Annotated in this window: 23 protein-coding genes and 1 riboswitch; of the genes, 14 read left to right on the top strand and 9 right to left on the bottom strand. The window is 47.1% G+C overall.

All coding sequences use genetic code 11. From position 1 onward, the window contains the following. Window positions 1-52: 52 nt before the first annotated feature. The gene (locus VB780_RS06945; RefSeq protein WP_323350405.1) at window positions 53-676 is read right to left on the bottom strand and encodes a DUF1016 N-terminal domain-containing protein; all 624 of its coding nucleotides are present in this window, start codon (window positions 674-676) and stop codon (window positions 53-55) included. A gap of 216 nt (window positions 677-892) precedes the next feature. Between VB780_RS06945 and VB780_RS06940 the strand changes: the two genes are divergently transcribed. The 5 genes from VB780_RS06940 to VB780_RS31360 all read left to right on the top strand — a co-directional run bounded on the left by VB780_RS06940 (window position 893) and on the right by VB780_RS31360 (window position 5,469). Beyond that, complete coding sequence (locus tag VB780_RS06940) at window positions 893-1,315, top strand: tyrosine-type recombinase/integrase (RefSeq protein WP_323350404.1); 423 nt, start codon at window positions 893-895, stop codon at window positions 1,313-1,315. 20 nt (window positions 1,316-1,335) lie between these two features. Continuing rightward, entirely contained in the window at window positions 1,336-2,313 is a 978-nt protein-coding gene (locus VB780_RS06935; RefSeq protein ID WP_073609738.1) for a hypothetical protein, read from the top strand. Continuing rightward, complete coding sequence (locus tag VB780_RS06930; protein ID WP_323350403.1) at window positions 2,306-2,878, top strand: hypothetical protein; 573 nt, start codon at window positions 2,306-2,308, stop codon at window positions 2,876-2,878. The genes VB780_RS06935 and VB780_RS06930 overlap by 8 nt, the downstream gene beginning before the upstream one ends. A gap of 33 nt (window positions 2,879-2,911) precedes the next feature. Then, the gene (locus tag VB780_RS06925; protein ID WP_073609740.1) at window positions 2,912-4,735 is read left to right on the top strand and encodes a DUF4268 domain-containing protein; all 1,824 of its coding nucleotides are present in this window, start codon (window positions 2,912-2,914) and stop codon (window positions 4,733-4,735) included. Between the two features lie 347 nt (window positions 4,736-5,082). Next, complete coding sequence (locus tag VB780_RS31360; RefSeq protein WP_073609742.1) at window positions 5,083-5,469, top strand: SH3 domain-containing protein; 387 nt, start codon at window positions 5,083-5,085, stop codon at window positions 5,467-5,469. Here the strand turns inward: VB780_RS31360 and VB780_RS06920 are convergent. Continuing rightward, entirely contained in the window at window positions 5,427-5,639 is a 213-nt protein-coding gene (locus VB780_RS06920; protein ID WP_323350406.1) for a 3'-5' exonuclease, read from the bottom strand. The genes VB780_RS31360 and VB780_RS06920 overlap by 43 nt on opposite strands. A gap of 502 nt (window positions 5,640-6,141) precedes the next feature. Here VB780_RS06920 and VB780_RS06915 point away from each other — a divergent pair. From VB780_RS06915 to VB780_RS06905, 3 genes are all read left to right on the top strand, one after another. Next, a complete protein-coding gene (locus tag VB780_RS06915) occupies window positions 6,142-6,810 on the top strand; it encodes a hypothetical protein (RefSeq protein ID WP_323350402.1) in 669 nt (222 codons plus the stop codon). Between the two features lie 4 nt (window positions 6,811-6,814). Then, window positions 6,815-7,300, top strand: coding sequence for a lecithin retinol acyltransferase family protein (locus tag VB780_RS06910; protein WP_323350401.1), 486 nt, complete (start codon window positions 6,815-6,817; stop codon window positions 7,298-7,300). Window positions 7,301-7,421: 121 nt separating this feature from the next. Then, window positions 7,422-8,033, top strand: coding sequence for a hypothetical protein (locus tag VB780_RS06905; protein ID WP_323350400.1), 612 nt, complete (start codon window positions 7,422-7,424; stop codon window positions 8,031-8,033). Window positions 8,034-8,056: 23 nt separating this feature from the next. Here the strand turns inward: VB780_RS06905 and VB780_RS06900 are convergent, their stop codons facing one another. Beyond that, window positions 8,057-9,940 carry a 3'-5' exonuclease gene (locus tag VB780_RS06900; protein ID WP_323350399.1) on the bottom strand — a complete coding sequence of 628 codons (1,884 nt, stop codon included), beginning with the start codon at window positions 9,938-9,940 and terminating at the stop codon, window positions 8,057-8,059. Window positions 9,941-11,209: 1,269 nt separating this feature from the next. Here VB780_RS06900 and VB780_RS06895 point away from each other — a divergent pair. Both VB780_RS06895 and VB780_RS06890 read left to right on the top strand, forming a co-directional pair. Continuing rightward, on the top strand, window positions 11,210-15,757 hold the full coding sequence (locus VB780_RS06895) for a hypothetical protein (protein WP_323350398.1): 4,548 nt from the start codon (window positions 11,210-11,212) through the stop codon (window positions 15,755-15,757). 954 nt (window positions 15,758-16,711) lie between these two features. After that, window positions 16,712-16,769: riboswitch (Glutamine riboswitch) on the top strand. 36 nt (window positions 16,770-16,805) lie between these two features. Then, the gene (locus VB780_RS06890; RefSeq protein ID WP_194058684.1) at window positions 16,806-16,979 is read left to right on the top strand and encodes a DUF4278 domain-containing protein; all 174 of its coding nucleotides are present in this window, start codon (window positions 16,806-16,808) and stop codon (window positions 16,977-16,979) included. Window positions 16,980-18,000: 1,021 nt separating this feature from the next. Here the strand turns inward: VB780_RS06890 and psb34 are convergent. The 5 genes from psb34 to VB780_RS06865 all read right to left on the bottom strand — a co-directional run bounded on the left by psb34 (window position 18,001) and on the right by VB780_RS06865 (window position 21,273). Beyond that, window positions 18,001-18,174, bottom strand: a complete 174-nt coding sequence (psb34, locus tag VB780_RS06885; RefSeq protein ID WP_194058682.1) for a photosystem II assembly protein Psb34 — start codon at window positions 18,172-18,174, stop codon at window positions 18,001-18,003. Between the two features lie 244 nt (window positions 18,175-18,418). Further along, window positions 18,419-18,721, bottom strand: coding sequence for a thermonuclease family protein (locus VB780_RS06880; protein WP_323350397.1), 303 nt, complete (start codon window positions 18,719-18,721; stop codon window positions 18,419-18,421). Window positions 18,722-18,863: 142 nt separating this feature from the next. After that, a complete protein-coding gene (locus VB780_RS06875; RefSeq protein ID WP_323350396.1) occupies window positions 18,864-20,102 on the bottom strand; it encodes a ParB/RepB/Spo0J family partition protein in 1,239 nt (412 codons plus the stop codon). Continuing rightward, window positions 20,095-20,928 (bottom strand): ParA family protein, encoded by an 834-nt coding sequence (locus VB780_RS06870; RefSeq protein ID WP_194025280.1) that lies wholly within the window; start codon window positions 20,926-20,928, stop codon window positions 20,095-20,097. The genes VB780_RS06875 and VB780_RS06870 overlap by 8 nt, the downstream gene beginning before the upstream one ends. A 105-nt stretch (window positions 20,929-21,033) precedes the next feature. Beyond that, entirely contained in the window at window positions 21,034-21,273 is a 240-nt protein-coding gene (locus tag VB780_RS06865; RefSeq protein WP_323350395.1) for a hypothetical protein, read from the bottom strand. A gap of 220 nt (window positions 21,274-21,493) precedes the next feature. Between VB780_RS06865 and VB780_RS06860 the strand changes: the two genes are divergently transcribed. The 3 genes from VB780_RS06860 to lepB all read left to right on the top strand — a co-directional run bounded on the left by VB780_RS06860 (window position 21,494) and on the right by lepB (window position 23,320). Continuing rightward, on the top strand, window positions 21,494-21,892 hold the full coding sequence (locus VB780_RS06860) for a hypothetical protein (RefSeq protein WP_139297116.1): 399 nt from the start codon (window positions 21,494-21,496) through the stop codon (window positions 21,890-21,892). Window positions 21,893-22,453: 561 nt separating this feature from the next. Continuing rightward, the gene (locus VB780_RS06855) at window positions 22,454-22,777 is read left to right on the top strand and encodes a hypothetical protein (RefSeq protein ID WP_323350394.1); all 324 of its coding nucleotides are present in this window, start codon (window positions 22,454-22,456) and stop codon (window positions 22,775-22,777) included. A gap of 3 nt (window positions 22,778-22,780) precedes the next feature. Then, the gene (gene lepB / locus VB780_RS06850) at window positions 22,781-23,320 is read left to right on the top strand and encodes a signal peptidase I (protein ID WP_323350393.1); all 540 of its coding nucleotides are present in this window, start codon (window positions 22,781-22,783) and stop codon (window positions 23,318-23,320) included. Between the two features lie 4 nt (window positions 23,321-23,324). On the opposite strand, the gene VB780_RS06845 is transcribed toward lepB, so the two are convergent. Further along, a complete protein-coding gene (locus VB780_RS06845; protein WP_323350392.1) occupies window positions 23,325-24,101 on the bottom strand; it encodes a response regulator transcription factor in 777 nt (258 codons plus the stop codon). 331 nt (window positions 24,102-24,432) lie between these two features. Here VB780_RS06845 and VB780_RS06840 point away from each other — a divergent pair, with 331 nt between their 5' ends. Further along, entirely contained in the window at window positions 24,433-25,098 is a 666-nt protein-coding gene (locus tag VB780_RS06840; protein WP_228038459.1) for a hypothetical protein, read from the top strand. The last annotated feature ends 158 nt before the right edge of the window (window positions 25,099-25,256 follow it).

The following is a 25,256-nucleotide window of genomic DNA, read 5'->3' as shown; positions in this document are numbered from 1 at the left end:
ATTCCAGTGGGTTCATTACTTACTGCCACCGTAGGCGGAGTCAGTGACTCTGTTACGTGAGGACAAAGAGAAGGAGTCTTTGGAGAGGACGGCCTCTCGCTCGGAACGGGCAACTTTCACGTCGCACGTAAGGGTCTTTGACGAGCTGCTGGGCGAGGTCAGACTGAGGAGCAGGGAGGACTCGCTCGAAGTTAGTGACAGCGCCACCTAATCGGGCGAATAAATCGCTTTCAATCTGCATCACGAGAATGTCGCGGCTCCACCCGTTTTCTACGGCTTTGTGGGCGTACCACAATCGCGCTTGTTGCTCTTTTAGCTTAGTGATGAGGGCGATGTTGTGACGCCAGGGCAATTGGCCAACGCTGCGTTGACCTATTTCTTCTTCGCTATACGCCTCGGCGAACGCCCTCATATATTTGAGGTTTGTCTGGGAAAAGCCGCTGATATCGGGAAACTCCCGCTTCAAATCTTTAGCCAAGCGCTCAATGACCTTGCCACCCCAGCCTTGATCCTGTTGGCGGGTCAAGATTTCGTTACCGATCTGCCAGTAGAGATGAATGAGCTCCTGATTGACGGCGAGGGCTGCCTTGACCTGGGCCGTGCGGATGCGTGACTTGAGCCCATTGAGGAAATCGGCGTAGTTGTCGTCAGAGAAGAGGGAGGACTGTTTCGGCATGAGCAAGACTATAACAGGGCTTAAGTGATGCTTGATAGCTGGCCAGCTGGCGTTGCTGAATAGCAGTATGATTTCGCAAAAAAAATGGACGAGATCCCAATACCTACAGAGATCGATTTATACCTAAAATCAGCAACTGCGCCTGGGCGATCGCCGCTATAGGCGTTGCTGATTTTAGGGTATCTGTTCCCTGCTGCCCAATGGACCCGAGCCACTGTGAAGCAGTACCGTATTCAGCGCCAGGCCAATGGCGACTATTACTTTGCGCGAGTGGGAAAGCGGCCCCCCCGGCAGCACATCAGCACCCGAGCGGTAGATAAGGCGTTGCGTCGGGCCTGTGACCTACTGGGGCTTGAGGGGGTGAGTACTCATACCTTTAGGCGATCGCTGGCCACCCATCTCTATGATGCAGGGGTGCCATTGCGGCAGATTATGGCGATTACGGGCCATGCGAGTTTGGCGTCGCTGACCAGCTGCCTGAACCTGGAGCAGCGGGGGATGCGTTGTTGGGGTTCTTTGCGGAGTAGGGCGTTTAACCCAGCGGTATCTGGAGGTGTCGGAGGAGGAGAAGGTGGATGTGACTACGTAACTGTAGATCAACTCGCTATAGTAGGAGTCAGCGCTTTAGATAATTATTAATAAATCTAGGAACATTAAAAATGCCAAGCTTATATTTGGTTCCCTATACAATCAGGATTAAGGATATAATTAATGGAAAATATATTAAACCTGGGGATCGAAATGAATGGGGTACAGACTTATTGGAAGTATTAAGTGCATATCTAGGTAATGACATTCCCACCTTGCCATTTAATCCAAAAGACAAAAATAAGAAAACTATTAGGTTAGAGTCATATACCCGAGAAGATAGAACGCTGTCGGGAATCTTAAAAGCTGGAGATTACGGTATTGAAGCAGATCTGCTTAATGTAGAAAATGATGAACCTACATACACGCGGCAAATGCTTGATGCTGAGCTTATACCTTATTTCTTCATGGTCAAGATTCCTACAAACACGTCTACTGGGATAGCGATTTTCCAAAGACTTGGCAATAGAGGCTTCAAAGATATTTTCGAGAAGGACTTTAGCAGTCATTTTGAGGGTAAGTTCTCAGGCCAGTACAAAATAGAAATTAATCCTTTAGTGCCTAGAGAGATAGTTAAACGCTACCTTGAAAATAGAATTGTTAAAATAAGACTTATCAAGTATAGATTCCCTAAAGAGGTTTCAGACGTAGATCTAACTGGAATACCTGAAGAAGAGCAGGGAGAAGCTGAGTTTAGCTTAAAGGCTCATCGTAATCGAGATCTGCCAAAACCATTGCTTGACAGATTCCGTAACAACGTAGACAAATTTTTGGGTGAAGATGATGTTTCTGTAGGAAGTCTTCTTGAAATCAAGAATTTTCAGGATTTTCAAGCAGACAATGTAAAAGTAGAAGTTAGAATCGGCACAAAATATAGAACCATCGATTTGTCCAACATAGATCACCTAAAGTTTTCTGAAGATGTTACAGACAAGGTAAGTACAAATCCTAAAACTGGTCATCCAGAGTTTTCTGAAATCAAAACTTCGGCAGAAGAATTCTTGACTGAATGTGCGGAAGCAATATGGGGTGAGGCCTCAAATGAGTGACGCTTTTTCTAAAATAAATATTCTAAAAATTGTCACTGATCATGTTTCAACGCTGAAAGATTTTGGTAGATCGAAAATTTCGAGATCCGATATCTTTATTTTTTTTATTTTGCCTTTCTTTTTGAGCGCACTGCTAGTTTACTTTAAAGTAAACTTGAACAATGAATTGGCAAACTTATTGATAACTGTCTTTTCAATTTTTGCTGGTCTACTTTTCAATCTTCAAATTCTGATGTTTGATATTGTAGGTAAAGTTTCTGACGTTAAAGATTTGCCAAGCTCTCTTGTTAGCAGGCAAAGCCTCATCAGGAGAATCTCGATTTTAGAAAGTGTTTCTCTAAATATTTCATTCGAGATTCTCCTGTGTATACTTGGTGTACTTGTTCTGGCAATCTCAACGCTCTCCAAAAGCTTAGCCTTCCAGATATTGTTTTCGCTCGTTGTCTTTTACATTGTCATTTTGTTTGCGTTAACCTTGGCAATGGTTCTCAAGCGAGTTCATGCGCTTCTCACTGATGAAATTGAAATTCAGAAGAGAAAAATCAAAAATATAAATAACGCTTAAATAACGAAAACTCTTATCCTACAGTCAGATTTTATGCCTTTTATTATTGAAAGCATTCTTCCTCAAAGCCAACAGCTGATCTCAGTCAAGGTAGACGACGCTGTACAAACGGCGCTTGATTTCATGATTGAGCATGATTTTAGCCAGCTTATTGTTGTTGATTCTCAAGGTAAGCTGGAGGGTCTTATTACCAGTGATTCTATTCTAAAGGCGTTAAGCTTCTTTCAAGCGACTGTTGATCAACTCAAAGTTTCTCACGCCCTTATAAAAGTTAAAGACTACCGTATAGATGATGATCTCTCCGAACTTCTTAAGAGGCTAAGAGATCTGAACGCAGTCCCAATTACTGATAAAGAGGGCTACCCAAAAGGCATTATCACCAGTTACGACACTACTGAATACTTTCGCACCCGTGCGGAAGACATCATGCTGGCCGAAGATGTCGAGACTACCCTTCGTGACTTTATCGAATCCTTTTACAAAGGTTCTAACGACGATGTTGACGAACAAAAGCTCAACGAAGCCATAGAAGCCATTATGACATCAGGAAAAGATGTCGAGAAAAAGTTTCAAAAAGCCTTACAGCAATATTTAGGGCAATGCAGCCAAGGTCAGACTTCTATTGATAAGGATGTTGCAAAGCAGGTCTTTGAAAGGCATTTGTCTCAGCCCTCTCAGATTAAAAAATTCTCAGAATTAACATTGTATGAATATATTCAGCTTTTCAGAAAAATCTGGGATCACTATCAAGAGAGCTTTAAGGGAATCGATTTAGCCGCAATCGACAACCTCCTAGCTACTGCCCGAAGCACTCGTAATGCCATTGCACACTTCAGAGAGATAACTCCGCAACAAAGAGAACACCTCAAGTTTTGTGCTGACTTCCTTGATAGACACCGTCCCACTATCAGCACCCTTCATATTGAGACTGGGTATGCTGCGGGAATTGGTTCTCCTGTAACTATAACTATTGGTAACACTGTCATTAGTAATAAAGTTATTGGTGATCAAGTTGCTGGCTTAATTAAGCAAATTCCCGACTTTTGGCAATCTATAACCGCCTCAACTCAGATGGATAGCGACGAGCCGTCTGAACTTGGCCCCCCTGCCGAAGAACTTGACCCTACTGACAGCCGCTATGCTCCTTTAGCCGTTTGGCTGCAAAATCAGGAATCGAACAAGCTTTCTCTATCCTTTGAAGAGATAGAAGCAATCATCCAAGATACTCTGCCTACCTCAGCTCGTAAGCATCGCAACTGGTGGGCCAACGATACCGTCAGCCATTCTCAATCACAGCAGTGGATTGAGGCAGGTTGGCGGGTTTCAAATGTCAACATTTCAGAAGAGAGGGTTATCTTCTCCCGTGTTGGCGAAAGGCAGATCGCCTATGTCAATTTCTTCAGTGCTCTTCGACCAAAATTGGAGTCAATTCCTAATTTGTCAGTTAAGCCAAGTACCAACGCCCAAGGACGGCACTGGTTTACCTTTGAGGTTTCAGCAGAGAACTACCCTGCCACTGTTCACGTTCTTTCCTTCGCTAGGAGTTCTAGGCTTCGTTTAGAGCTTTATATTGATGTAAATGATCGCGATCGTAACAAGCGCATTTTTGACTATCTCCAGGCTCAACACTTGGATATAGAAGCCGATTTTGGCGCTCCTTTGAGTTGGGAAAGACTCATTGGCCAACGTAGCGCCAGAGTAGCGGTATATCGCGAAAATTCCTCTATTACCGACACCCCCGAACACCTGGAGGAGATGCAAACCTGGCTCATTGAAACCCTCCCCCGATTCTACAAAGCTCTAGCTCAACGATTTCAATCCGCACTACAGGCCACACAGGCACCCTCAGTCAACTAGTCCTGTGTGATGAGACATGCAACCTTGCTGAAGTACCTACAGCACTGGCGGACCTGGGCAACGCGGCTGGATAAGGCGGGGGTGAGGCTGAAGGCAATTCAAGTCCTGGGTGGCGTTGATGGCGGCGCTACAGCGGTATCTGGAGGTGTCGGGGGAGGAGAGGGTGAATGCGATCGCGCAGTTGTAGAGGCTAATCAGCATACCCTTGTCTACAGACGTTCTGGCGATAGTACATCCATGGCTTACTGCCTCTTTCAGGGAAACCCAAAGTATTATCGCCACAGGTGATCTCCCTCGACGTCAGCTCCTGCTGGAGGCTAGTTTAGAGCTTTAATGCAGGTTGAGCGATGAAAGCAAGGATGATATCTCATGGCCTTTTGATTGGCGCGATCTCAGCTATCGCAATAGCAAAACCTTTGCTCGCTCAGAGTACCTACTATTGCACCGATGAAGACGATGAAGCTGATGTCATAGCCTACGCCGAAACGGGCTCAATCCCTGGGTTTGTGTATGGGCAAACGTCTGGCTCTACAGTCAATGTCCGCGATCGCCCGAGGTTTGAAGGGGTAGTAGTTGGGACTGTTAAAGTGGGCCAGCAGGTTTCGCTCTCTGCCCGTGTCTATTCAGTAGACTCAGTTCCTGGCATTGGGCCGGAGTGCAATCTTTGGTACCAAGTGGGGCAAGGATGGGTTCATGCTGAATTTATCCGCTTAGCTGAGTTTGTTCCTAGGTGATGCAGGCGATTGCAGCTTAACACCAGCACCTCGATCGCCCTGGTCATCGCCACATAGAGCGACCGGGCCTCATTGGTCATATCGTTATAGCGGTTCGGCAGGTAGTCCACCATAGAGATGAATACCACCGGGAACTCTACTAGCCCCTTGCTCGCATGCATCGTCATCAGCTTAATGCTTTTGGGGAATCTGGTCTTTCCGTCGAAGTGTCACAAGATAAAACACGATCTGGCACATAAATACAGAAAATTTTATTGGCCAAGGCTAGATTTTGGGCAAGTTAGTTCATATCAAATAATTATGATTATCAGAAACACAATTGTGATGACTGGTGCTGCTGTAGTTGGAGTTTCAGTACCATCTTTACTACTGTTAGGTGGAATGACTTTGTCACCCTGGGTCGGTGCTGCTGCTTTCACAAGTACTCTCGCAACTGGTAGCTTGACTATGATTGGTGGCTTACTAGGGCTCATACTCATCGGCGTTGTAGCAGCTCTCTTTGCTTACATTTTTCTTCAAGTTCAGCTTGCTTGGCTGCCTATTTAGTTCAAGAGATTTCACGAAGGCTACTATATAAAGGCTTGAACAATTTCTCTCAATTCTGTCGCTGATCCAGACAGCTCATGCCAGAACAGGAATATATTCCTGTTCTGGCATGAGGCTAATTTTTTTATGGCGCTGCATGAGTTCAGAAAAATTGTTAAAAGGGCTACCCGTGAGCAGCGCCACAATTTAGGAGAGTTAACTGGTTCAGGCTTTGGTAGCGATCCTGATACCCTGTGTAACCATATCCGCTATCTTAGGGCAGGCAGCATTGGACAACTGTTTTGGGATGAATCCTGGAAGCAGGTTGTCACCGATGTTGCGGATCATGTAGGTATAGACTGGCTTGCGCTCCTAAATGGGCGACGTTGGAAGCATCTTAAAACCGACGAAATTGAAACAGCTATAGTTGCCAAGGTGTTTCAGGATATGTTCGACCGACTAACCCCAGAGCAGCGAGAGCAGGTGGTGTTGGAGATGAAGCGCAGCAGTGATGATCCTAACTTCACCGGCTTATTACTGACGGGTGGGGCGCTAGCGGCTGCCAGGGCTAGTGGATTTGGGGTGTACCTCATAGCCAGCACCATACTTGGGGGGCTTACCAGCACCCTGGGCATTACCTTGCCCTTCGCGGCTTACATGGGTATGAGTCAGGTGATTGCCCTGACAATTGGCCCAGTGGGCTGGCTGGCTTTGTTTGGTGGGCTGGCCTTCACCTTGAACCAGCCCAACTGGCAGCGTTTGACTCTGGGTGTTGTCTATGTGTCAGTGATTCGGAATACTCCTGCTAGAGGGTAATGTTATGGGCTTTCAACTGGGCGGGACCAATGTACTCCGGGTCTGTAAGATGCCGATTCAATCCCTGGCTGGTCTGGCCGATCACTACTTTCTTAGCGAGACGGGCCGTTTTGATAACTCCCTTGGTTGGGGGCCGGAAGGCTTAGAACTAAAGGGCATAGTTAAGGTCACAGAATTGCAACTGGAACGAGTTGAGCAGTTCATGGCAGCTGCTCAATACAGCATTGCTGTCAACAACTGCGAACACTTTGCGAACTACGTGCTCTATGGAATTAACCTCTCCTCCCAGCAGCACACATGGTGGAAAGATCTAGGGGCTGAGGTGAGCAGCAGATTACAACCAACCCAGGGGCGAGGGGCGAACTATCAGACCTTCATGCGACAGCAGGTGGCTGAACTTTTGAATGAGAATCTACGCCAGGAGCATATCAAACGGGCGAATCAGGAGCGTATAGATTTTTGGAAAGCCCGAGGGGTTGATGTTAAATAGAATATTGGAATGTAGCGAGCTTTCCAATTGTAGGTGAGTAGAAGATAGGGTTTAATAACTCAAAACGTTAATTTGTTATTTATCTGTTTAGAATAAAATCCGGGATACATATTTCATCTTTATGTTTACAGATATCAGTCTAGAATATGATTCATCCAAAATTCAATTCCAAGATTTTGATCTCAAAGGGGTACTTGATGAAATAAACACTGTTGCTTTTATTGAAAGAATCCCCCCAGACGGGGAATTGGAAGAAGTTGTTAATGTCAACAAAATCTTGCCTAAAGAAGTTTGGAAACAAAACTGCCATGGTGTTACAAGTGAGTTAATCAAATATAGGTCAGACCTGCAAATGGTCTACGGCTACCTCATGATTGGGAAAGTTCCAATCAATTTAACTCCCCCTTATCTAGTAGTTGATGAGTTTTCTAATTTAATGATTAAACACAATGAGGAAAAAGGACTCAAGTCAGAAGCTAATAGAATTCGCGGAAATACTTGGGAAATGAAGATCGACGAAGAAAATAATCAAGTCATGCTCAGGTTGCGTCATCACTCCGTAGTTCAAGATGAAAGGGGAAATCTTATTGAATGCCTGTACGATAAGTATCCTTTAAATAGTGAGAAGAAGTATGAATATGGTTATGTGTTTCTTCCTCACGCCTCAGCTGAGTTCCTTGCCAATAAATCAGCTATATCACCTTGCAATCTTGTGATCTCCTGTAGCATGTAGTTTTGAGGTCTTTCAGAGAAAATTCACATTCTATGGAATTTTGTTGCTCCTGATCTCTCCAACGCCCCCTCCAATCGCTCAGCAAACACCGACCTGCGATCGCAGCTCAACACCAGCACCTCGATCGCCCTGGTCATGGCTACATAAAGCAACCGGGCCTCATCAGCCACATCGTTATAGCGGTTCGGCAGGTAGCCCACCCCAGGGATGAACACCACCGGGAACTCTAGTCCCTTGCTCGCGTGCATCGTCATCAGCTTGATGCTTTGGGTCGAGGGGTCAAAGTTACGGCTGCTGCTGCTCTGGTTGAGCCAGTCTATGGGTAACCCGGCCTGCTGGAGCTGCTGAAACGCCTTCTCTCCCATCCAGTTCTCGCGGTAGATGATAGCTATCTCATTCCAGGGGATGCCCCGTTCTTGCAGCTGCTGGGCTCTCTGGATGATGTGATCCACCTCTGCCCTATAGCTTTTGCACTTGACCAGCTCCGGTATCGGCCCCTCGCGCCCGGCGCTGTTGGGCTGCACCAGCGGCGGCATGTCCTCATCTGCGCCATCGGTGGGCAGCATGACCTCTTTAGCAAACTCGTAGGCCAGCATCAGCACCTGGGCGGTGTTGCGGTAGTTGAGCTTGAGGATTGTAGTTCTGCCCTGGGCCTTAATGCCGACGCTCTTGAAGCTGAACTCCTGCTTGGCCCGCTGGCCGTAGAGGTTTTGAACATCGTCGTAAAGCACCAGCAGGGAATCGGTGGAGGGGTTCACCATCTGGGCGACCAGCTTTAACCACTCTGGTGCAAAGTCGTGGCCTTCATCGACCATCACCGCCCCATACTGGCCGATGGGAATCTTCCCAGCCTCGACGGCGGCCACCACCGCAGCCTCTAGCCGCTGGATGTACTCAGACCCCTTGTATTGCCGGTAATCAGGGCGCGGCAGCTGGTGTTGCTTCAGCACTTCGGTACACCAGCCATGGAAATGGCGGACGGTGACCAGTTTGGTTAACCCCTTTTCTTCCATTAGCGATCGCAGTCTTGAAGCCAGCGCCACGTTAAAGCACAGCACCAAAACGGTCTGCATGGCCTCTGCTAGATGCTGACAGCGGAAGGCCAAAATTAAGGTCTTGCCAGAGCCAGCCACCCCGTGAATGACTCGGTGGCCCTCGCCCAGGCTGCGGGCCAGCTGCTCTTGCTGTAGGTCCATAACCTTGAGCACCTGCGGGATAGCGGTCTGTAGGGTGTCGGCGGGCTCATCGTCGAAGAAAGAGAGCTGCTTGGCAGAGATTCGCATCTCTGGGTAGAGGTGCCAGCGGATGCGGTCGATCTGCTCGTTGGTGAGGGTGGTGCCAAAGTTGTAGTGGCTCATGGCCCAGAGCTGTTCTTGAAAGGCCCCTGGGTCTACGGCCTCGGTCATTTCGTCCTTGCAGATGACCACGTGAGGATCAATGACTTGGGCCAGCACCGGCTCAGCGTCGAACATGCGGCGGGTGATGTTGGGTAGCACCACACCATAGGCGTAGGGGCAGCGTAGCTTGCCCTGGTAGCGGCCTGCGGGCTGCACCAGCTCTGGGTCTTGCTCCAGTAGTGAGCACATGGCCAGGACGTAATCTCGCGCCTGGTGGAGGGGATTTTTAACCTGTTTGATCAGGCCCTGGGGTGGGGTTGCGATCGCAAACTCATCCGGGTTTACAGACTTGATGGTGTCTAGCTTCCAGTCTTTGACCTCCAGCACGAAGAGACCGCGCGAGGGGTGCAGGAGGATGAAATCGGGATGCAGGGCTTTGGGGCCTACGGGTACGTCGTACCAGAGCAGGTAGTCATCATCGAGCTTGGTTTCGAGCCGCTGGGCTAGGCGGCGTTCTCCCCCGGTCATGCGAGAGGCGCAGCTGCTGTAGGAAGGGATGAGAGTAGCCATGGTCTAAAACCCTGTGATTGCCCTCAATGTGCCCTTGGGACAGAAGGCTGATGGCGAAAGCGCAATGAACTCACAGAATCTTGGGGGGATTGGTGGCGATCGCGTGTATAGGCATGCTCCCTTTTCGCTGATGACATGGCGCTAACCATATCGCGAACACCACTAGGAGCTTCCATGAAGACAAATTCTCACTTTGCTTGGGCGTTAATCGTTGTTGGGGTTGAGTGAGTAATCGTACAGGAAGTTACCCTAAGGCTGTATGCCCTGCAGGATAGTCACTCTAGGTGAATTTCTCATTAAAATCGCTGATGCTAATTTTGGCTTCAAAAAGTTGCATTCCTCGCAACTAGTCCGACCGACCTAAGGTGTGAAACGTGTGATTTCCGCCATATTTTGTCAAAATGGACATCTTATGCTCTACAGGACTGGTTTCGCGGTATCTAAGAACGTAGCCTCGACGTTTCAGCGGCAGCAGGGCCGTACTATTGGACAAAATATGCTGAAAAGCTAGCGATCGCTAGCTTCTACGTCTACGAGGTTTAATTAGTTTTGGCGATTGCTTTGGACAAGATATACCTTACTCCTCAGACACAATATCTACAAAGTCACAGCCCGAAAATGCAGCTTTACTACTTTGGAGCCTATGTGAAGTGCTGTATCCGCTGTTTTTGGATGGCGATGCGGTTGCAGGAAATGCTGGATGATACGTGTTTGGCAGGAGAGAGCGTGGCGTATACAGTGGCGTTGCAGGTATATAGCTACGCAAGGCGAGTGGAAACGTAGCGAGGTTGGATGCGGTGGTGAGTTAGATTGGGCAGTGGTTTGCTCGGAAACCTCGGAAGGTTAAGAATTAGGAGGCAGCCGTCAATAGTGAGGAGCAGCAGTTTAGCTCAAAGCCTAAAATTTGACCTTCTAAGTTCATGATTGAGGCTCAGAACTTAACGGATAGAGTAGAAAGCTCGACTTTTCAGGTTCTGAGCCTTATCTTCTAAGCAAAAGGTTGAGATTATGACTTCATAGTTCAAAATTTCAAGTTTAGAGCTGAATTTGTTGAGTTTGGAGACCGAAAAGTGGTATCTGAAAGGCTATCTTTGAAGAGGTAAAAAGCACTTCTATATCCCTAACGTTCATCATAGTTTATTGGCTCACAAACTCATCTTGAAATCGATCTCATACTTTTGTGTGCAGTATAAGTGCTCGTGTTCTAGACGGCAAAGTACAGAAACTACTTCCATCCTCTTTAAATTCAGTTAAAGGAATTAAAGTGATATGCCCTTACCCGGTGGTGCAACTGATAAATTCGGCAATCGATATGAAGGATTATGGACAGTTGCTTGCATGATAAGGGTCATAGACGAGAAAGCTGACTCTATTCGCTTAGAACCGCCCGGAACAGAAGGGGAGGGAGTCGAGTTTTGGCTCAGCAGGGCAGGCGAGCGCGAATACCATCAGGTAAAAAGGCAGCAGAGCGCTAGCGGACGTTGGACTCTAGCCGACTTAGAGAATAAGAAAATATTGTCCAACTTCTGGGAGAAGCTAAAAAACCCTACAAAAGCCTGTGTTTTTGTCTCTGGACATGCAGCATTCCAGTTAGATGAATTGGCTGACAGAGCAAGAAGATCTGCATCCTGGCAAGAGTTTCATGAAGAATTTTTAAGGGCAGGAATATCAAAAGATAGTGCCCAATTTAAGAACTTTCAAGATTTGTGCACAGCTTGGAGCGGATCTTCTGAAGAAGAAGCTTACGAAGCTCTTAAGAGAACTCATGTTGAAACAATTAGTGAACAAACCCTACGAACAACAGTCGAAAGCTATATAGCGCCGTTAGTAGAAGGTGAGACAGCAGCAGCCATTGATACACTAGCCCAATATGCTTTAGATGAAATTCATCGTGAGCTAAAAACGCATGATATTTGGCAGCATCTGGAGAATCGAGGATTTCGTCGTCGTCAGTGGAATAAAGATACTCATGTCTGGGCCGCGGTGGATAAAGTTAATCATCTCTACTTCTCTCGGTTTGAGAATGAAAAGGTAGCTGGGGAGATCATCTTCAGAGATGAAGTAAGTGTTGTTATTGATAAGCTACTATCATTTAGCAGTAAACGTGGTGTATTGCTGACTGGTGAAGCGGGGGTTGGTAAAAGTGGTGTAATTGGTCAAGTTGTCACTACACTCCGTGCAAGATGGATTCCATTAATTGCTTTCCGTGTCGATCGCTTAGAGCCGACACAATCACCGAAGGCCCTTGGGATGCAATTAGAAGGACTACCTGGATCGCCTGCCGATGTTTTAGCAGCAATCTCTCAGAGGCGTGAATGTGTCCTGATCATTGACCAACTTGATGCAGTTAGTGAAGCTTCTGGACGTAACCCGTGGTTTTTTGAATGTGTCGATAAAATTATTAAGCAAGCTCAGGTGAATCCGAATATTCACTTGCTTTTAGCTTGCCGAAAATTTGATCTGGAGAATGACTCCCGGCTAAGACGACTAACAGGGCAAGATAGTGTTTTCGAAACGGTAACAGTTAATTGTTTGTCACATGAAACTGTCAGAAAAGTTTGTCAAAAGTTGGGTTTAGATACGACTCGCTTGAATCAGAAGCAGTTAAACCTTCTGTCAATTCCTCTGCATCTCAGTTTACTGGCAGAAGTGGCAGAGGATGAAAGTATTGATGTACTTGATTTTAGGACAGCTAAAGATCTGTATGACCATTTTTGGAGATATAAGCAACGGGTGCTTGAACAGCGCCTTGCTCGTCCTGTTCAGTGGACAAAAGTGATTGATGTACTTTGCATCTACATGAGTAGTCAACAAAAGCAAAGTTTGTCGGCTCCTCAAGAGGTGATTGATGATTACGCCAAAGATGCTGAAGCAATGGCATCTGAGCATGTTTTGAATTGGCAAGATAACCGTATTTCATTCTTTCATGAGGGATTTTTTGACTATGCTTTTGCTCGTCGCTTTGCTGCTCGTGCTCAGAACTTATTGTCTTTTCTGCAAAGTAGCGAGCAACACCTATTTCGACGTGCTCAAGTTCGACAGATTATTCTCCATGAAAGAGACGCTGATTTCGATCGGTATCTTGATAACTTGAAAGAACTTCTCAGTAACCCAGCTATTCGATTTCACTTGAAACAGACGGTGTGCGCTGCACTTGTATTAATCGATAATCCCACAGAGGAGGAATGGGAGGTTCTTTTTGCCATTTTATCTAATCCATTGATGCCTTTGGCTAGAGAAGCTTGGCGGCTGCTAAATAGTTCTTTAGCCTGGTTTAATTTTATTGATGGTCTAGGAATTGTTGAGGAATGGCTAGGTGGCGAGAATGATGAGGTTATCAATAGAACTATAAATCTTCTATCAATGATGCAAGGAACGATACCAGACCGGGTAGCTACATTAGTAAAGCCTTACATTGGCATCTCGGAAGTTTGGAATAATCGCTTGATCTATCTAATTCAGCGAGTAAGCTTGGGAACAGCACGTCCAATTTTTGATTTGCTTCTACAACTTTTTAATTCAGGCACTTTCGACAGAGAAGAAGAAGAATTCATTTTTATCAGCGATGGCATCTGGAGTATTATTTACTCCTTACCCAAAACTCGTTCCGACTGGAGTTGTGAGATCATAGAAAGTTATCTCAAACGACTTTTAGAATTGAGTATTTCTCAAGGTGTGAGCAATCCTTTCAAATTAAAGAAGGGCGGCTCTAATAATAATGGTGATAGTTATTCAACGATAACTGAAAGCGCGAATTCTGATCCAGAATCATTTGTCCTAAGAATACTGCCACTTATGCTAGAGATCCTCAACCTAAACAAGGAGCAGGATGAGGAATTACCTTGGAAAGATTCAATTTGGACAAGCCTGATTGGAGGTATTAGCAGCAATCCTAATCATATAGAATATCAACTTATTATAGCCTTAGAAAACGCTTTGGCGAAACTTGTCGAACTAAACTCAGGCATTCTTCCGGAAGCCATTAAACAGTTGAGAAACTCAAAATTTGAGCTTTCTCAATATCTTTTAATCCGTACTTATACTGCAGGGCGAGAGCGATTTTCGGATGAAACCATAGATTATTTATGTGAACAGCCATCAAGACTTAAGGCAAGCTATTCCTATCAGCAGTATTGGGCTGCCCGTAACTTGCTTGAGGCTATTACTCCACACTGTTCTTATGAAAAGCTGGAGCAATTAGAAGCAATGCTTCTAGACTATTATTCCGGTTGGGAAAGGGGAGCAGGAATACAGTATGGCTATCATGGGCATGCACAGTTTATTTTGTTGGATGGAATAGTAGCTTCTCGTAGATCTGAATCGATTTCTCGACGATTAGCCGAATTATACAGAAAATTTAATCGGCAACCAGAGCCTCGCTTTAGGGGCATGACTCCAGCTAATCTCGTACCACCAGCTATACCTAAGAGCGCCACAGAAAAAATGACAGATGGACAATGGCTAAAAGCCATTTCTAAATACTGTTTATCTCAACAACATTACGCTGAGGATAGGTCATTAGTGAGTTCTGGAGCAATTCTAGAATTTTTAGAAGAACAGGCTAGTAAACAGCCTGAGCGTTTTGTTAAATTATTGCTGAAGTTTCCGGAGAACACAAACTCTCACTACTATGATGCAGTTCTAAGAGGTGTTTCTAAGTCAGAAGTAGCTGTAGATTTGAGAGTTGTATTAAAGGCCTTGCAGCGTTGTCACCAGTTGCCATCACGTCCTTGCGGTGATTCAATTAGTTGGCTATTCCAGAAGCTGGCAAATAAGTCTTGGAGTTTATCTGCTTTGGATATTGTAATTTGCTATGCCTTAAATGACCCTGATCCAGAGGATGAGCCACGTCTCATTTTTATTACACCAGGGGGTTCTGATTATACTGATAGACTCTACACTGCTGGCATTAACTCTGTAAGGGGCAGTGCTATGATTGCTATGGCCAGCCTGATTTTTGCAGACAAAGATCGTACAGCTTACTTTTTACCTGCTTTACAACAGGCAGTCAGAGAGCCTTCTATTGCTGTAAAGTCATGTGTAGCTGAGGCACTAGTGGCTGTGTTGAACTATGACAGAGACTTGGCTGTCAACCTTTTTATAAAGTTGTGTGAGGCTAAAGATGCTTTGCTGGGAACCCAACCTATTGAAGACTTCCTGTATTATGCCTTGCCAACACATTTGCACGAGCTAACGCCAATTCTTGAGCAAATGCTAAACTCCAATTTGGCGAGGGTAATAAGGGCTGGTGCTCGGCAGGCTTGCCTTTCGTCTATCAATCATAAAGAAGCAACATCACTTTTCGAACGGTGTCTTAGTAGTTCAGAGACACATCGACTAGCAGCAGCAGAAATTTTTGTTGCCAATCTCCGTTCAAATCAATCTCGTGAGTTCTGCGAGAAAAGAATAATTCAGCTCTTCGCCGACTCGAACGAGAAAGTTCGTGAAGAGGCAGCCAAATGCTTTTTCAAATTTGAGGGAGACGAGCTGGGTAACTATACCGATCTGGTTCAGGCTTTTGTCGATAGCTCAGCATTTAAAGCTAACTGCCATGATTTGATTTATGCACTTGAGAAGACAACAGCTAAACTTCCAGATGTCACCTGCTTAGTCTGTGAAAAGTTTGTTGATTCCTTTGATTCTGATACTCATACTGGCAGTGCTGCTGATGCAGATATTATCAGTGAGTTGTTGATTCGTGTATACAGCCAAAGTAAGGAGCAAGCCCTGCAGTCACGCTGTCTTGATGTTGTTGATCGTATGGCTCAATTTGGAGCCTACGGATTAGATAAAGCTTTACAGCAGTTTGAAAGATAATTTGTGATTGCTATCATAAAGTTTGAGTTCGTCCTCATCTTTCAGTTCTCATTACTTGATCTAGGATCACAAAATTCTGACCTTGGAAGGCTCAAAGGTAGCGAAGCTGCGACTCTAATATCCTACTGTTTTACGATTTTTTGCAACTGTTCCTTCTATCCGATATTGATAAGTTATTTACCAGAAATCGAGAGTTTCAACCTTGTCGTCTTCAATTTCATGAATACTTTCATTGCTTCATGCAAAGGTTATTATGCGATTACATCCTGAGCCAATTAAGTGTCACCAACAGTCGTTAAGTTGTAAATGTAGAACTCGTGGCGCTGGCTGCCTGACAGAAGTGGGTAAAAGTCAGTAGTATCAATGCCCTCGAAAGAGGGCAGAGCGATATGCAAGGCTAGAGTTACCACACAACCGCTTCAAGCGCATGTCAAACTCCACCCAGCTCTATAGTCAACTGCTGGACTTTCTGCGTCAGTACAGCCAGTACCGAGATATGCGGCATCTCAAGGCCCTCGCTTGGATGGTGAGTGCCTTGATTTGTAGTTCGTTATTCACTTGCAATCGCCCTGCCGGTCAGCCCAAGTCTTTGCTCTAAGCAAACTACACACCACACCCCCGCTGGTTCCCTGGCGGGCTTTTTATTGCCGCAAAAAAAACACCGTGGCTACTCAAGCTCGGTGGGAGGCTACCTATTCAGGGTGTATCTATGCCTGCGTTTAAGTTACCCGGTTAATTGGATAGGATTGCGATCGCACCACCACCTAAGCCTCAGCTAGATCGAAGCCGGAGAATGTCTTCCAGAATGCCCAGGGGTGCGATCACCCCAGACTGCCTTTCGATAACTAAGCCGTGAACAGGGAGAACCTAAAGGAAGTTAGCTACCTCATGAACCCATGACATAGCCTATTGACGGGGCAGAATAAAACGGTAACATTGAATACAGATACGAAAAACGTTCATCTCTCTACAAAGAGACGGAAGTAAGGGAAACCCCCCGAAGGAACGCGCCTCCGTTTACCCCTTCAGTTACTAACGAGGCGACATTATGACTCTGCAATACCGTGGAATTTCTTACGAAGCTGCTGCTCCTCAATCTCATATTTTTGAGGAATCGATCGGGCGCTATCGGGGCGCTGCGAATGTTCGTCATGTCTGCATCGATGAGCATCCTGAATCTCATATCGAAGGTCTGAAGTATCGTGGTGCGGTCGTTCGCTAGACCGTTCGCTGACCTGTAGATGAATTGAGAAGACAATACATCTGTGGCACCTTCCCTGGTTGGGGAGGTGCCTTCTTGATTAGGTTGAAACTATATCTGCGTGAGATAGCCCCTCAGGTATGGCGCTAGTGGATCAATATCTTGACCTTGTGAACCGCCAACTACCCGAGGCGGCTAAGCACGACAGTCGTTATCCGGTACGGTTCAACCACTGTTTTGCCAGAATTGTTTTAGATACCCTCTGCGGGGGGGAATGGTATCAGTACATTCAGAAACCAGCTTATAAGCACATGACAGAAAGGCAGTTGCAGGAAGCGATCGCCCTAGGCCACCAGTTCCTGACTGATCCCCAAGCTTGCGTGGACGCGAACCAAGCCAGTCTTCAGTACAGAGGCAAAGGGAAGTAGCGGACTGTCTTGCTAGAATCACCTTTCTCCCCAGCCCAATCCAATGTATCGGCACCGATAAGCCAATGCTGGGGAGCTACTAGGATGCCCCCACCCAATTGAATAACCCCCGATGCGCAGGGCACCGGGGGCGGTTTCGTTATATAGAGTTCGTTATAAGGAAGTGTGCTTGAAGGAGCGGCTATTGCCACCCTTACAATGCCGTAGACCAGCTGTGTTGGCTTTAGTTCCTCAGCACATTCATTGAAAACTGGCCTAATCGTGGGGCCTATCAAGCTTGGGGTTGATTGTGATGGCCGTCACTTACAAAATTTAAAACCTTTTAGTGATAGCGGGCTCTTGGCCAATTGATGGCTGTTTTGCTGTTGTAATGGCTCGGGCAGGCGATAGTCATACCCAAGTAGAATTTCACTCTATGCCGCCCCATGAGCAGGCTGGGGCTCTAGCTGTCCTAAGCTCTGGCTTTCCTAAATTGAGGGAACTGCCATCTCAGTCAGGGTTGAGGTATGGTGTCCGGCTCATCAGCCGTTATTTAATCGCAGACAATAAAAAACCCCTAGCCGTGGCCAGGGATTAACAATTTCAAGCAAATTAGAAGATTTAAGCGATGAAACCTAGCTGACAGCCAAAGACACCAGCAGCAAGCCAGCTACGAGTAATGAGGCGAATGCGGCCTGCAAAGCGTAGCGCTTCTGCTGCTCAGGCGCGGGGTAGGAAGCGAAATACATATCAGGCTCTACAGCGTAGTTGTTGAGGATGCCGTTGTCGCGTTGGATGGTGGTGAACATTTCAAGGCTCTCTTTTTGGTTGAATGTTTCTTTATGTAAACAAATGTAACAGTAATGTAACAATTCTGCAACAAAGCCTTGCCTTGATTTTGCTTATGCGTTAACGGTTCGCTGTTTATGTCCCATAAAGAAGCCCCACCGTGGCTACCAGGCTCGGGGGGCTCTATCAGGATGTATCTACCTGGATTCAGGTTGCCCGGTTATGGGGCGGGATTGCGATCGCATCACCCAAGCCTCAGCCAAGTCAATTACTCCGCCGATAGTCCCAGGGCATCAAAGGATTTGGCTGATCCCAAAAGTTCAACTCCTGCTGCTGGGCCTCGGCCTCGGCAGCTTGGAGGGCGCTACCTGTCTCAGGGCAGCTGTTAAGGAACTGGGTATGGACCACGGCATGGCCCTCCTGCACCATCTGAAGATTAACGTTCTGGCCATTGGCGTAGACCTCGGCCACAGTGCGCCCGTAGCGATCGGTATCGGCCTCTCTGAACTGAATGGTTGAGTTTTGGGGGGTGAGCTGGCGCAGGCGATCGGTGGCATTGGCCCCCAAGGCGTTTGAGCTGTCTCAGGGGCATCAATATAAGCCAGGCGCACGGTTACGGTCTCGCCATAATGGTTAATTCTCATCGTGTCGCCATCGCCCACAGAAACGACCGGCCCCAGTCTTTTGGCTTCGTTTTAGCGCTACTTTTTTATTGTTTTTTTCGCTTATTCTTTCCTTCTTTTCCCTTGTCTTGGTAGTATTCTGAAAGCGCCTGAATCGAAGCTGTAACTCTTTCCAAGAGTTCCAACCCTTTGTCGTCATTTTCAATAGTCTCGTCAATACGAAGAGTTCTTAGCTGTTTCAAAAGCTCTTTCAGAACAGTCGTTGCATTTGTATTTTTTTCAAGTGATTCAGCACCAGCTAGCGTGACTGATCTTTGCAAGTTCGCTTCACTTGCAATATCTCCAGAGCCTGAACTTGGTTCGACTTCAGCATTGTCAGCGTCAATTGTTGTGCCGTCATTCGCCGCCAATGTTGGCGATGAATCGGCCATCTCTAGCGCTAGTTTGTTGATGAGCATTTTCATCTTGCGCTTTGGCATGGTGCCGTTTTGGCCCTCGATCGCTTTAGCCCAGATCGCTTCGGGGGCATTTCTAAGTATCAGCGCGTTGCTTGGCGTTAGCGTTCGATTATTGATTGATTCTTTGAGTTTGTCTGGAAGCGACATCAAGGGCAATCTAGCATTTACCATCGTCGCTATCGTGATATTTAATGAGGATAGTAATCGCAGAACGATTTCAGAACCATCTACATTTTCATAGATCCATTCGATCGCTTCTTTTTCATTTCCCTTTGAAACCAGTTGATTCTGAATCCTGTAAAGGAGCGATACAACTTCCTGCTCAGTTTTCTTCAGTTTTGACCTGAGCAAATTGACGATCGATTCCCCTTGCTCTAGGGCATTGAAACGATTCTTTAGGGCATCACCCACCAGCGTGTACGCTAGGGCTTCCTCGTCGGTGCACTCATGGAACCTGGCCTTGATCTTCGCCTGGCCCAGCACATCCTTAATGGATCTCCACCGCGTCTCGCCATCTAGCAGCTGGTAGCGGCCTTCTCCCACTGTACGTAGGACTACAGGGTCTTGCTGCCCCTCTATTCTGAGGCTTTGGGCCATGCCCTCTAGGTCGAAAAATTTTCTAGGCTGCCCGAAAACTTCGACCACTTTGCCTGAACCGTCAGTGATCGAAATCGCCATCGGCTCAATTAGGTTGACATCAATCCAAACCCAATCTGTTGTCCCTCCAGCAACCCCTGCCTCAAGCTGCTTAATCCTTTCCTTGAGAGCTTCAATTTCCTCATCCTTCTCCCCTAAAAGCGATACAGCCTGGGCTGTGTTAGCCCCTTGAGCCAAATTCGTGAAGGAGCGCTTTACACCCTTAGCCATGATCAGCCTCCAATACAGCTTTAGCCAAAGCCTCAAACAGCCCCGCGATCTTCCAAGTGGTGCGATCACTGCGATACAGGCGCAGGGGCAACCCTACCGCTCCAGCGTTGGTTAAGTACCGAGTTTGTTGGATTGCCGGGAAGACATGGATGGGCTCTGGCAGCGATCGCAGCACCACTGGCAGGGAATCCTCAATGCCTGGCCCATCGGCCAGGCATTCTCGGTGCATAGCTGCATCTTTATCAAAAGCGTTTGGTTGGACTCCCAGTATCTTGGGCTTAGGCTTTAGGCGCAAATCCCGGCTAAATTCCGCAATCCATTGGATCAAGCCAAATCCAGCGTTTATGTCCTTTGTGTCTGGTTTGAGTACGATCAGGATTTGGTTGCAGGCTGGGAGAACCATTTGGTGAAACTGCTCTATGGTTCCTGGGCAATCAAAAATAACCACGTCATGGGGGAGAGGTGCGTCTTCGATCGCGTCGGCCAAGAGGTATGCTGCGCGGGGCTCTTTTTGGATCTGCCTGGAACCCTCGTTGAGAAAGTGGCCACCTAGGACAGCATCAACTTTTTCAATTCCGTAATCCCGCCATACAGGTTTAAGGGGCCATGGCCCCTTAAATCCTGGCTTAAGTGCTGCAACTAGAGTTTCCCCAATACTACTGGGGTTTTCCAGGCCCGTAAAAAGGGCGGCTGTGCCGTTGCTGTCGCAGTCAATGAGGCAGACGCTTTGTCCCAGGCAGGCAAGCGAATACGCCAGGTTAGTGGCCACTGTCGATTTACCTGTCCCTCCGGCGCAGGACATGATAGCTAATCGTACTTGTGTCATGCTCAAGACCTCAACGTAGTGCAAGAATACATCTAAAAATCCGGTTTTTTAATCGGCGGCGTTACCCTTGCTGACTCGGGGCGATCGCATGGCTGCGGTGCCAACTTAAAACGGCACTCCTTCATTCTCCTTGTACAGTGCGGCCATAAGCTGCTCGGCATGGGCCAGGGCACGGTCTGCTGCCTTAGCTCGGTAGGGAGTGGTGATGCTTCTGAATTCCCACTCTGCTGATTTACAGCCCCCGTAGATGCCCTTAGAGTAGTAGCGCACCTCTAGCCAGGAGTGATTTTTCATCAGGGTGCCAATGCGATCGCGCTTTGTCGTTATCCTTGCTATACCTACCATCCCAGTAGCTCGAAAGAACTTCCTCAATCACTGCTGGCGACTCCGAGATGTCCCCGACCAGCCGCTGGGTGTACTTGGCCGACGCTTGACGCGTCTGATCTTTACATCCAGCGATGCTACCTACTTAGGCATGCCATCTGAATATATTACATTGCTATAGAATAATCAATACCAATGTAATAGCGAGTGTATCAGTTTTCTCGGCCTTGGTATTGGTGTTGTGCTGTATAGTGATCTGGCGGAAGCGAATGGTTGGCTCATGAGCGATAGAAGTCTGCTGAATTTGACTTCTCCACCACCCCGCTATGGGGTGAAAAAAAAGTTGAGGCACATTCTGGCAACCTCAGAGGCGATCGCTCGGATTGACGCCCTAGCTGTGCAGTTTTCAGTAAGTCGCTCTGAGCTGGTTGAGTTGCTCGGTCGCGCCCACCTCACTCTCACATTGCCTGTAACCCGTGCTGAGTCACCTGCTAGCCATGATCTGATTCGCCATGCGGCATGGGTCACTGATGATGGGTGGGCCGGAATAAAGAAATTGGCCGCAGGGAATGGTCTTTCGTTGAAAGATTTTTTTGCCCAGTTTGAGTATGAAGTTATTTTGAATAAGGTTTTCTCATAAGCGGTACGTTAGCTGATTAAGGTGGATGCACCGTATAAGAATTTTGAGATAGTCTTCGATCTATTTGTTTTCGTAACAAAACCTTTACTGCGATACCAGGGAGATATTGCAGGTTTATTGTGTGAGTGCAAAGATTTTACATGGTTTCGATGGTGAAGAAATCCTGCTAAATCTATGCTCTTATCCCCGCAGTTTCCTGGAGGTTTCTATGGATCTACTTTTTAAGGAATAGAAAGGAAGAGTACCCCAACCGCAAGCGCTCCACCCCTTGTGAGCGACCTTGGGAGAATCCAGGCTCTGGGCCACTGCGCAGAGGGAACCCAGAATCCCGTTGTAAGTAGCCCTGCGGCTAATGCCAGTATTAGGTGTCCTTGATGGTCAAAAACGCTGCCAAACAAGAACAACGCAGTCATCACTGCAAAAAAGCTACCAAGGACAAGCTCTAGCCACCGCACCACTCGCGGAGTTGGGGTCATAGCTCATTCCTTCCACTTTTCTCAAGGTTTACCCCTTCGTTATAGCGTTTTTGTGTAAGACCCAAAACATGCAGGAGATATAGGCATGGCTAACGACGCTGCACCACACTCGGCCACTCCACCAGGCCGTGGTGATCCTTTGGATTGGGACGAGAGTGCGATCGCTTTATTCGCTCCTCTCCTAGAAGAACTACTGAATGATGATCTTCAGCCAGAGCCGCAGCCACAGCCACAGCTCAACCTCCTGCAATCTCTAGTTGAGGTGGCCAAGGATTTGGATGACATCTGCGCTCGGCTCTCCGGTCGCCCGTTGACTGTCTCCCAAATGAAGGCCTTGGCTGGCATTGAGATGCTATCAGGCTCATTGTCTGCCAAGACTGACGACTTTGTTGCTCTCTTTCAGGACTAAAGCATGCAGAAGCGCGAATTCCTTAGGCCCGGTGAAATCCAAATCATCAAACAGTCCTTAGGCGATGTATTCGCAATCGCGGCTGTTGGCATCCCTCTCCTTGTACTTTTGAGGAGTGTCATTCCCCTTAGCCACATTCCTAGCGAATCAATGGAGCCTACTCTGCATGGAGGCGACCACGTCCTGGTGAACAATATGCAGTATCTCACCAAAGACCCCGAGCGGGGTGACATCGTGGCCTTTGACTCAGGGTTTAGGGCAGGACTTATGAACAGAGAGCAGGTTCTTTTTGTAAAACGAGTTGTCGGTATACCCGGCGATGAGCTGCAAATCGTAAATGGAAGTCTCTACATTAACGGGGACATCTTTACCGAATCCTACGCTATCGGGCAACAGAGGGACTTCGCTTTAACTAAAGTTACTCCAGGGCATTATTTTTTAATGGGGGATAACCGAGATAAATCCTATGATTCTCGGTATCTTGGGCCGATTCCTGAAGGTCGTATCAAAGGGAAAGTTCTTTTGACATTGCCTATTAATTAACGACCTATGCGGTCATTGCTGTTTGTCGGGCGAGATGGAATTCACTGGCGTCAATTTCCCCTTCCATCTTGATCGCATCAAGGAAAAAGTAGCCCCCAGACCGCTCTGTGTGAAAAAATCCTTCTTTGTACCTTTTATCAATCCACCATCCCTTAGGAACACCTTCTAGGGCATCCCTAATAGCTTTCCTGAGCCTATAAATATTTCCGTCAACTACTCTGATATCAAGGCTTTCAGTTATTCTCTGAGATTCACTTTCGATACTCAACTGTTCGAGTAATTCAGGCCGTGTCCAGATTCTCTGCGGGTATCGCAAAAAGCACTTCAGCAAAATGAATTGAATCTGACCTACATTTAGACTTGCCAGGAGTGTGCCCTGATTGGCCTTGAGAAAAACGTGGTGAGTATGCAAATCGACTAGCAGATGGGGCGAGGCCAGTGTTCTACAAGATATGCCTAGCCGTCGATCTAGTGCCATCACCTGGGCCATCAGCACCGGCTCACGCAAGGGAACTTCGCTGACCAGGTCAAAGCCCATATTGTAGAGGCCATCTAAGTCAACCTCTTCGTGATGGGTGATCGCGATAATGACTGGATAGTAGCTAGTCCGATGATTGAGTCCGTATAGCCGCTGCAATTTCAAAAAGAAACTTGGCAGCGATGAGATATCCCATGTGGTAATGAATACAAGATCAGGTCGATTTTGGGTTATTGCTGTCAATGCCATCTCGGCGGATGATGCCTTCACCTCATGCCCCGCTTCCCTTAAGCACTGGATCATGGACGTAAGGCGTTCGGGTCGGTTGCATATCAAAAGAGCTCTCACTGCAATACCCCTTCATCAAGATTCTTTCTACTTTCGATAATCTTTCTGTAAATCTCAGGGGATCTGCGGAGGCTTAATGTTTTATTCAGATTCCCGAGTAACTAGAGGTATTTTGAAGCGTTCTGCAACATTTGTTTATCTCAGGTGTATTTGCGTAAGTTTTCTTAGTCAAAGTTAATCAAAGAGGGCAGGTTTTCCATACAGGGGAGAAATTCGGCTGATACGGTTTTACTCAACGCCGCAGAAGGCACCGGTTTGTTTTGTTCCTTTCTCTGTGATTCCTGTCATGAGCGTAAGTACTGTCCCTCTCCAATTGACTCCTGCTGAACGGGAAGCTGCTTCTCGTTTTTCTTCAAGAATTGTTGACCAAATCAATGCCAATGGTACGGCCCAAGCTATCTCCGTTAGCGAGCGAAACCTCTTCAGTTCACTATCAGACAACAAATTCCTTCGACAGGTACTCAAGTTGCTGCCCTGGTTTAGCGTCGGTGGTCTGGTCGGATTCCGTCTATTAACAGCATCTCCTGTCCTAGCTATTGGTTCTGGCTTGGTTATGGCCGTCAGCCTTATCCTTCGTCGGGCTGCCAAGAAAGACAACTTTGCAAATCGCATCTTGAGCAAAATCAAAGGCCCTCGTGCAGTTCGGCTGGTTATTGGCGTTCTCTTCGGCTCAACACTGTGGATGAGGCATACCAATCCGCTGTTTGCTCAGTTCTTCCAGGTGGCTGAGGACTTCTTTACGACCACTTTTCCTGACGCAGGGGATGTTGTTCCCCTGGTGTTTGGGGTAATTCGAGCGCTGTTTTTGCTCTATATTGCGGTTTCCCTTGTGCGCGTTATCCAAGCAGCCAGAAATGACGACGATTGGCAGCAGTTGGCCCGTGCTCCCATGATTATCGTCATGGCTGTGGTTATTGGGGATGTGCTGGCAACCTTGGTAGTTGGAGCCTAGTCTCTAGCGACCTCATATCTAAATGGTTGTGCAGTAGCCATTTAGATATGAGGTCAAATGACTGTACAACTTCGTTCAGAGAGTAATTCCCAATGTTGGGACACCCCGATGATTTTGTCCCGGTAAACGGGGCGATCAATATGAAGCCAGGGTTTGGG

The organism is Leptolyngbya sp. CCNP1308 (genome assembly GCF_034932455.1).
Classification (GTDB): Bacteria; Cyanobacteriota; Cyanobacteriia; order Phormidesmidales; family Phormidesmidaceae; genus Nodosilinea.
Note: the sequence above shows the minus strand (reverse complement) of the source record. Positions and strands in the feature narration are given on the sequence as shown.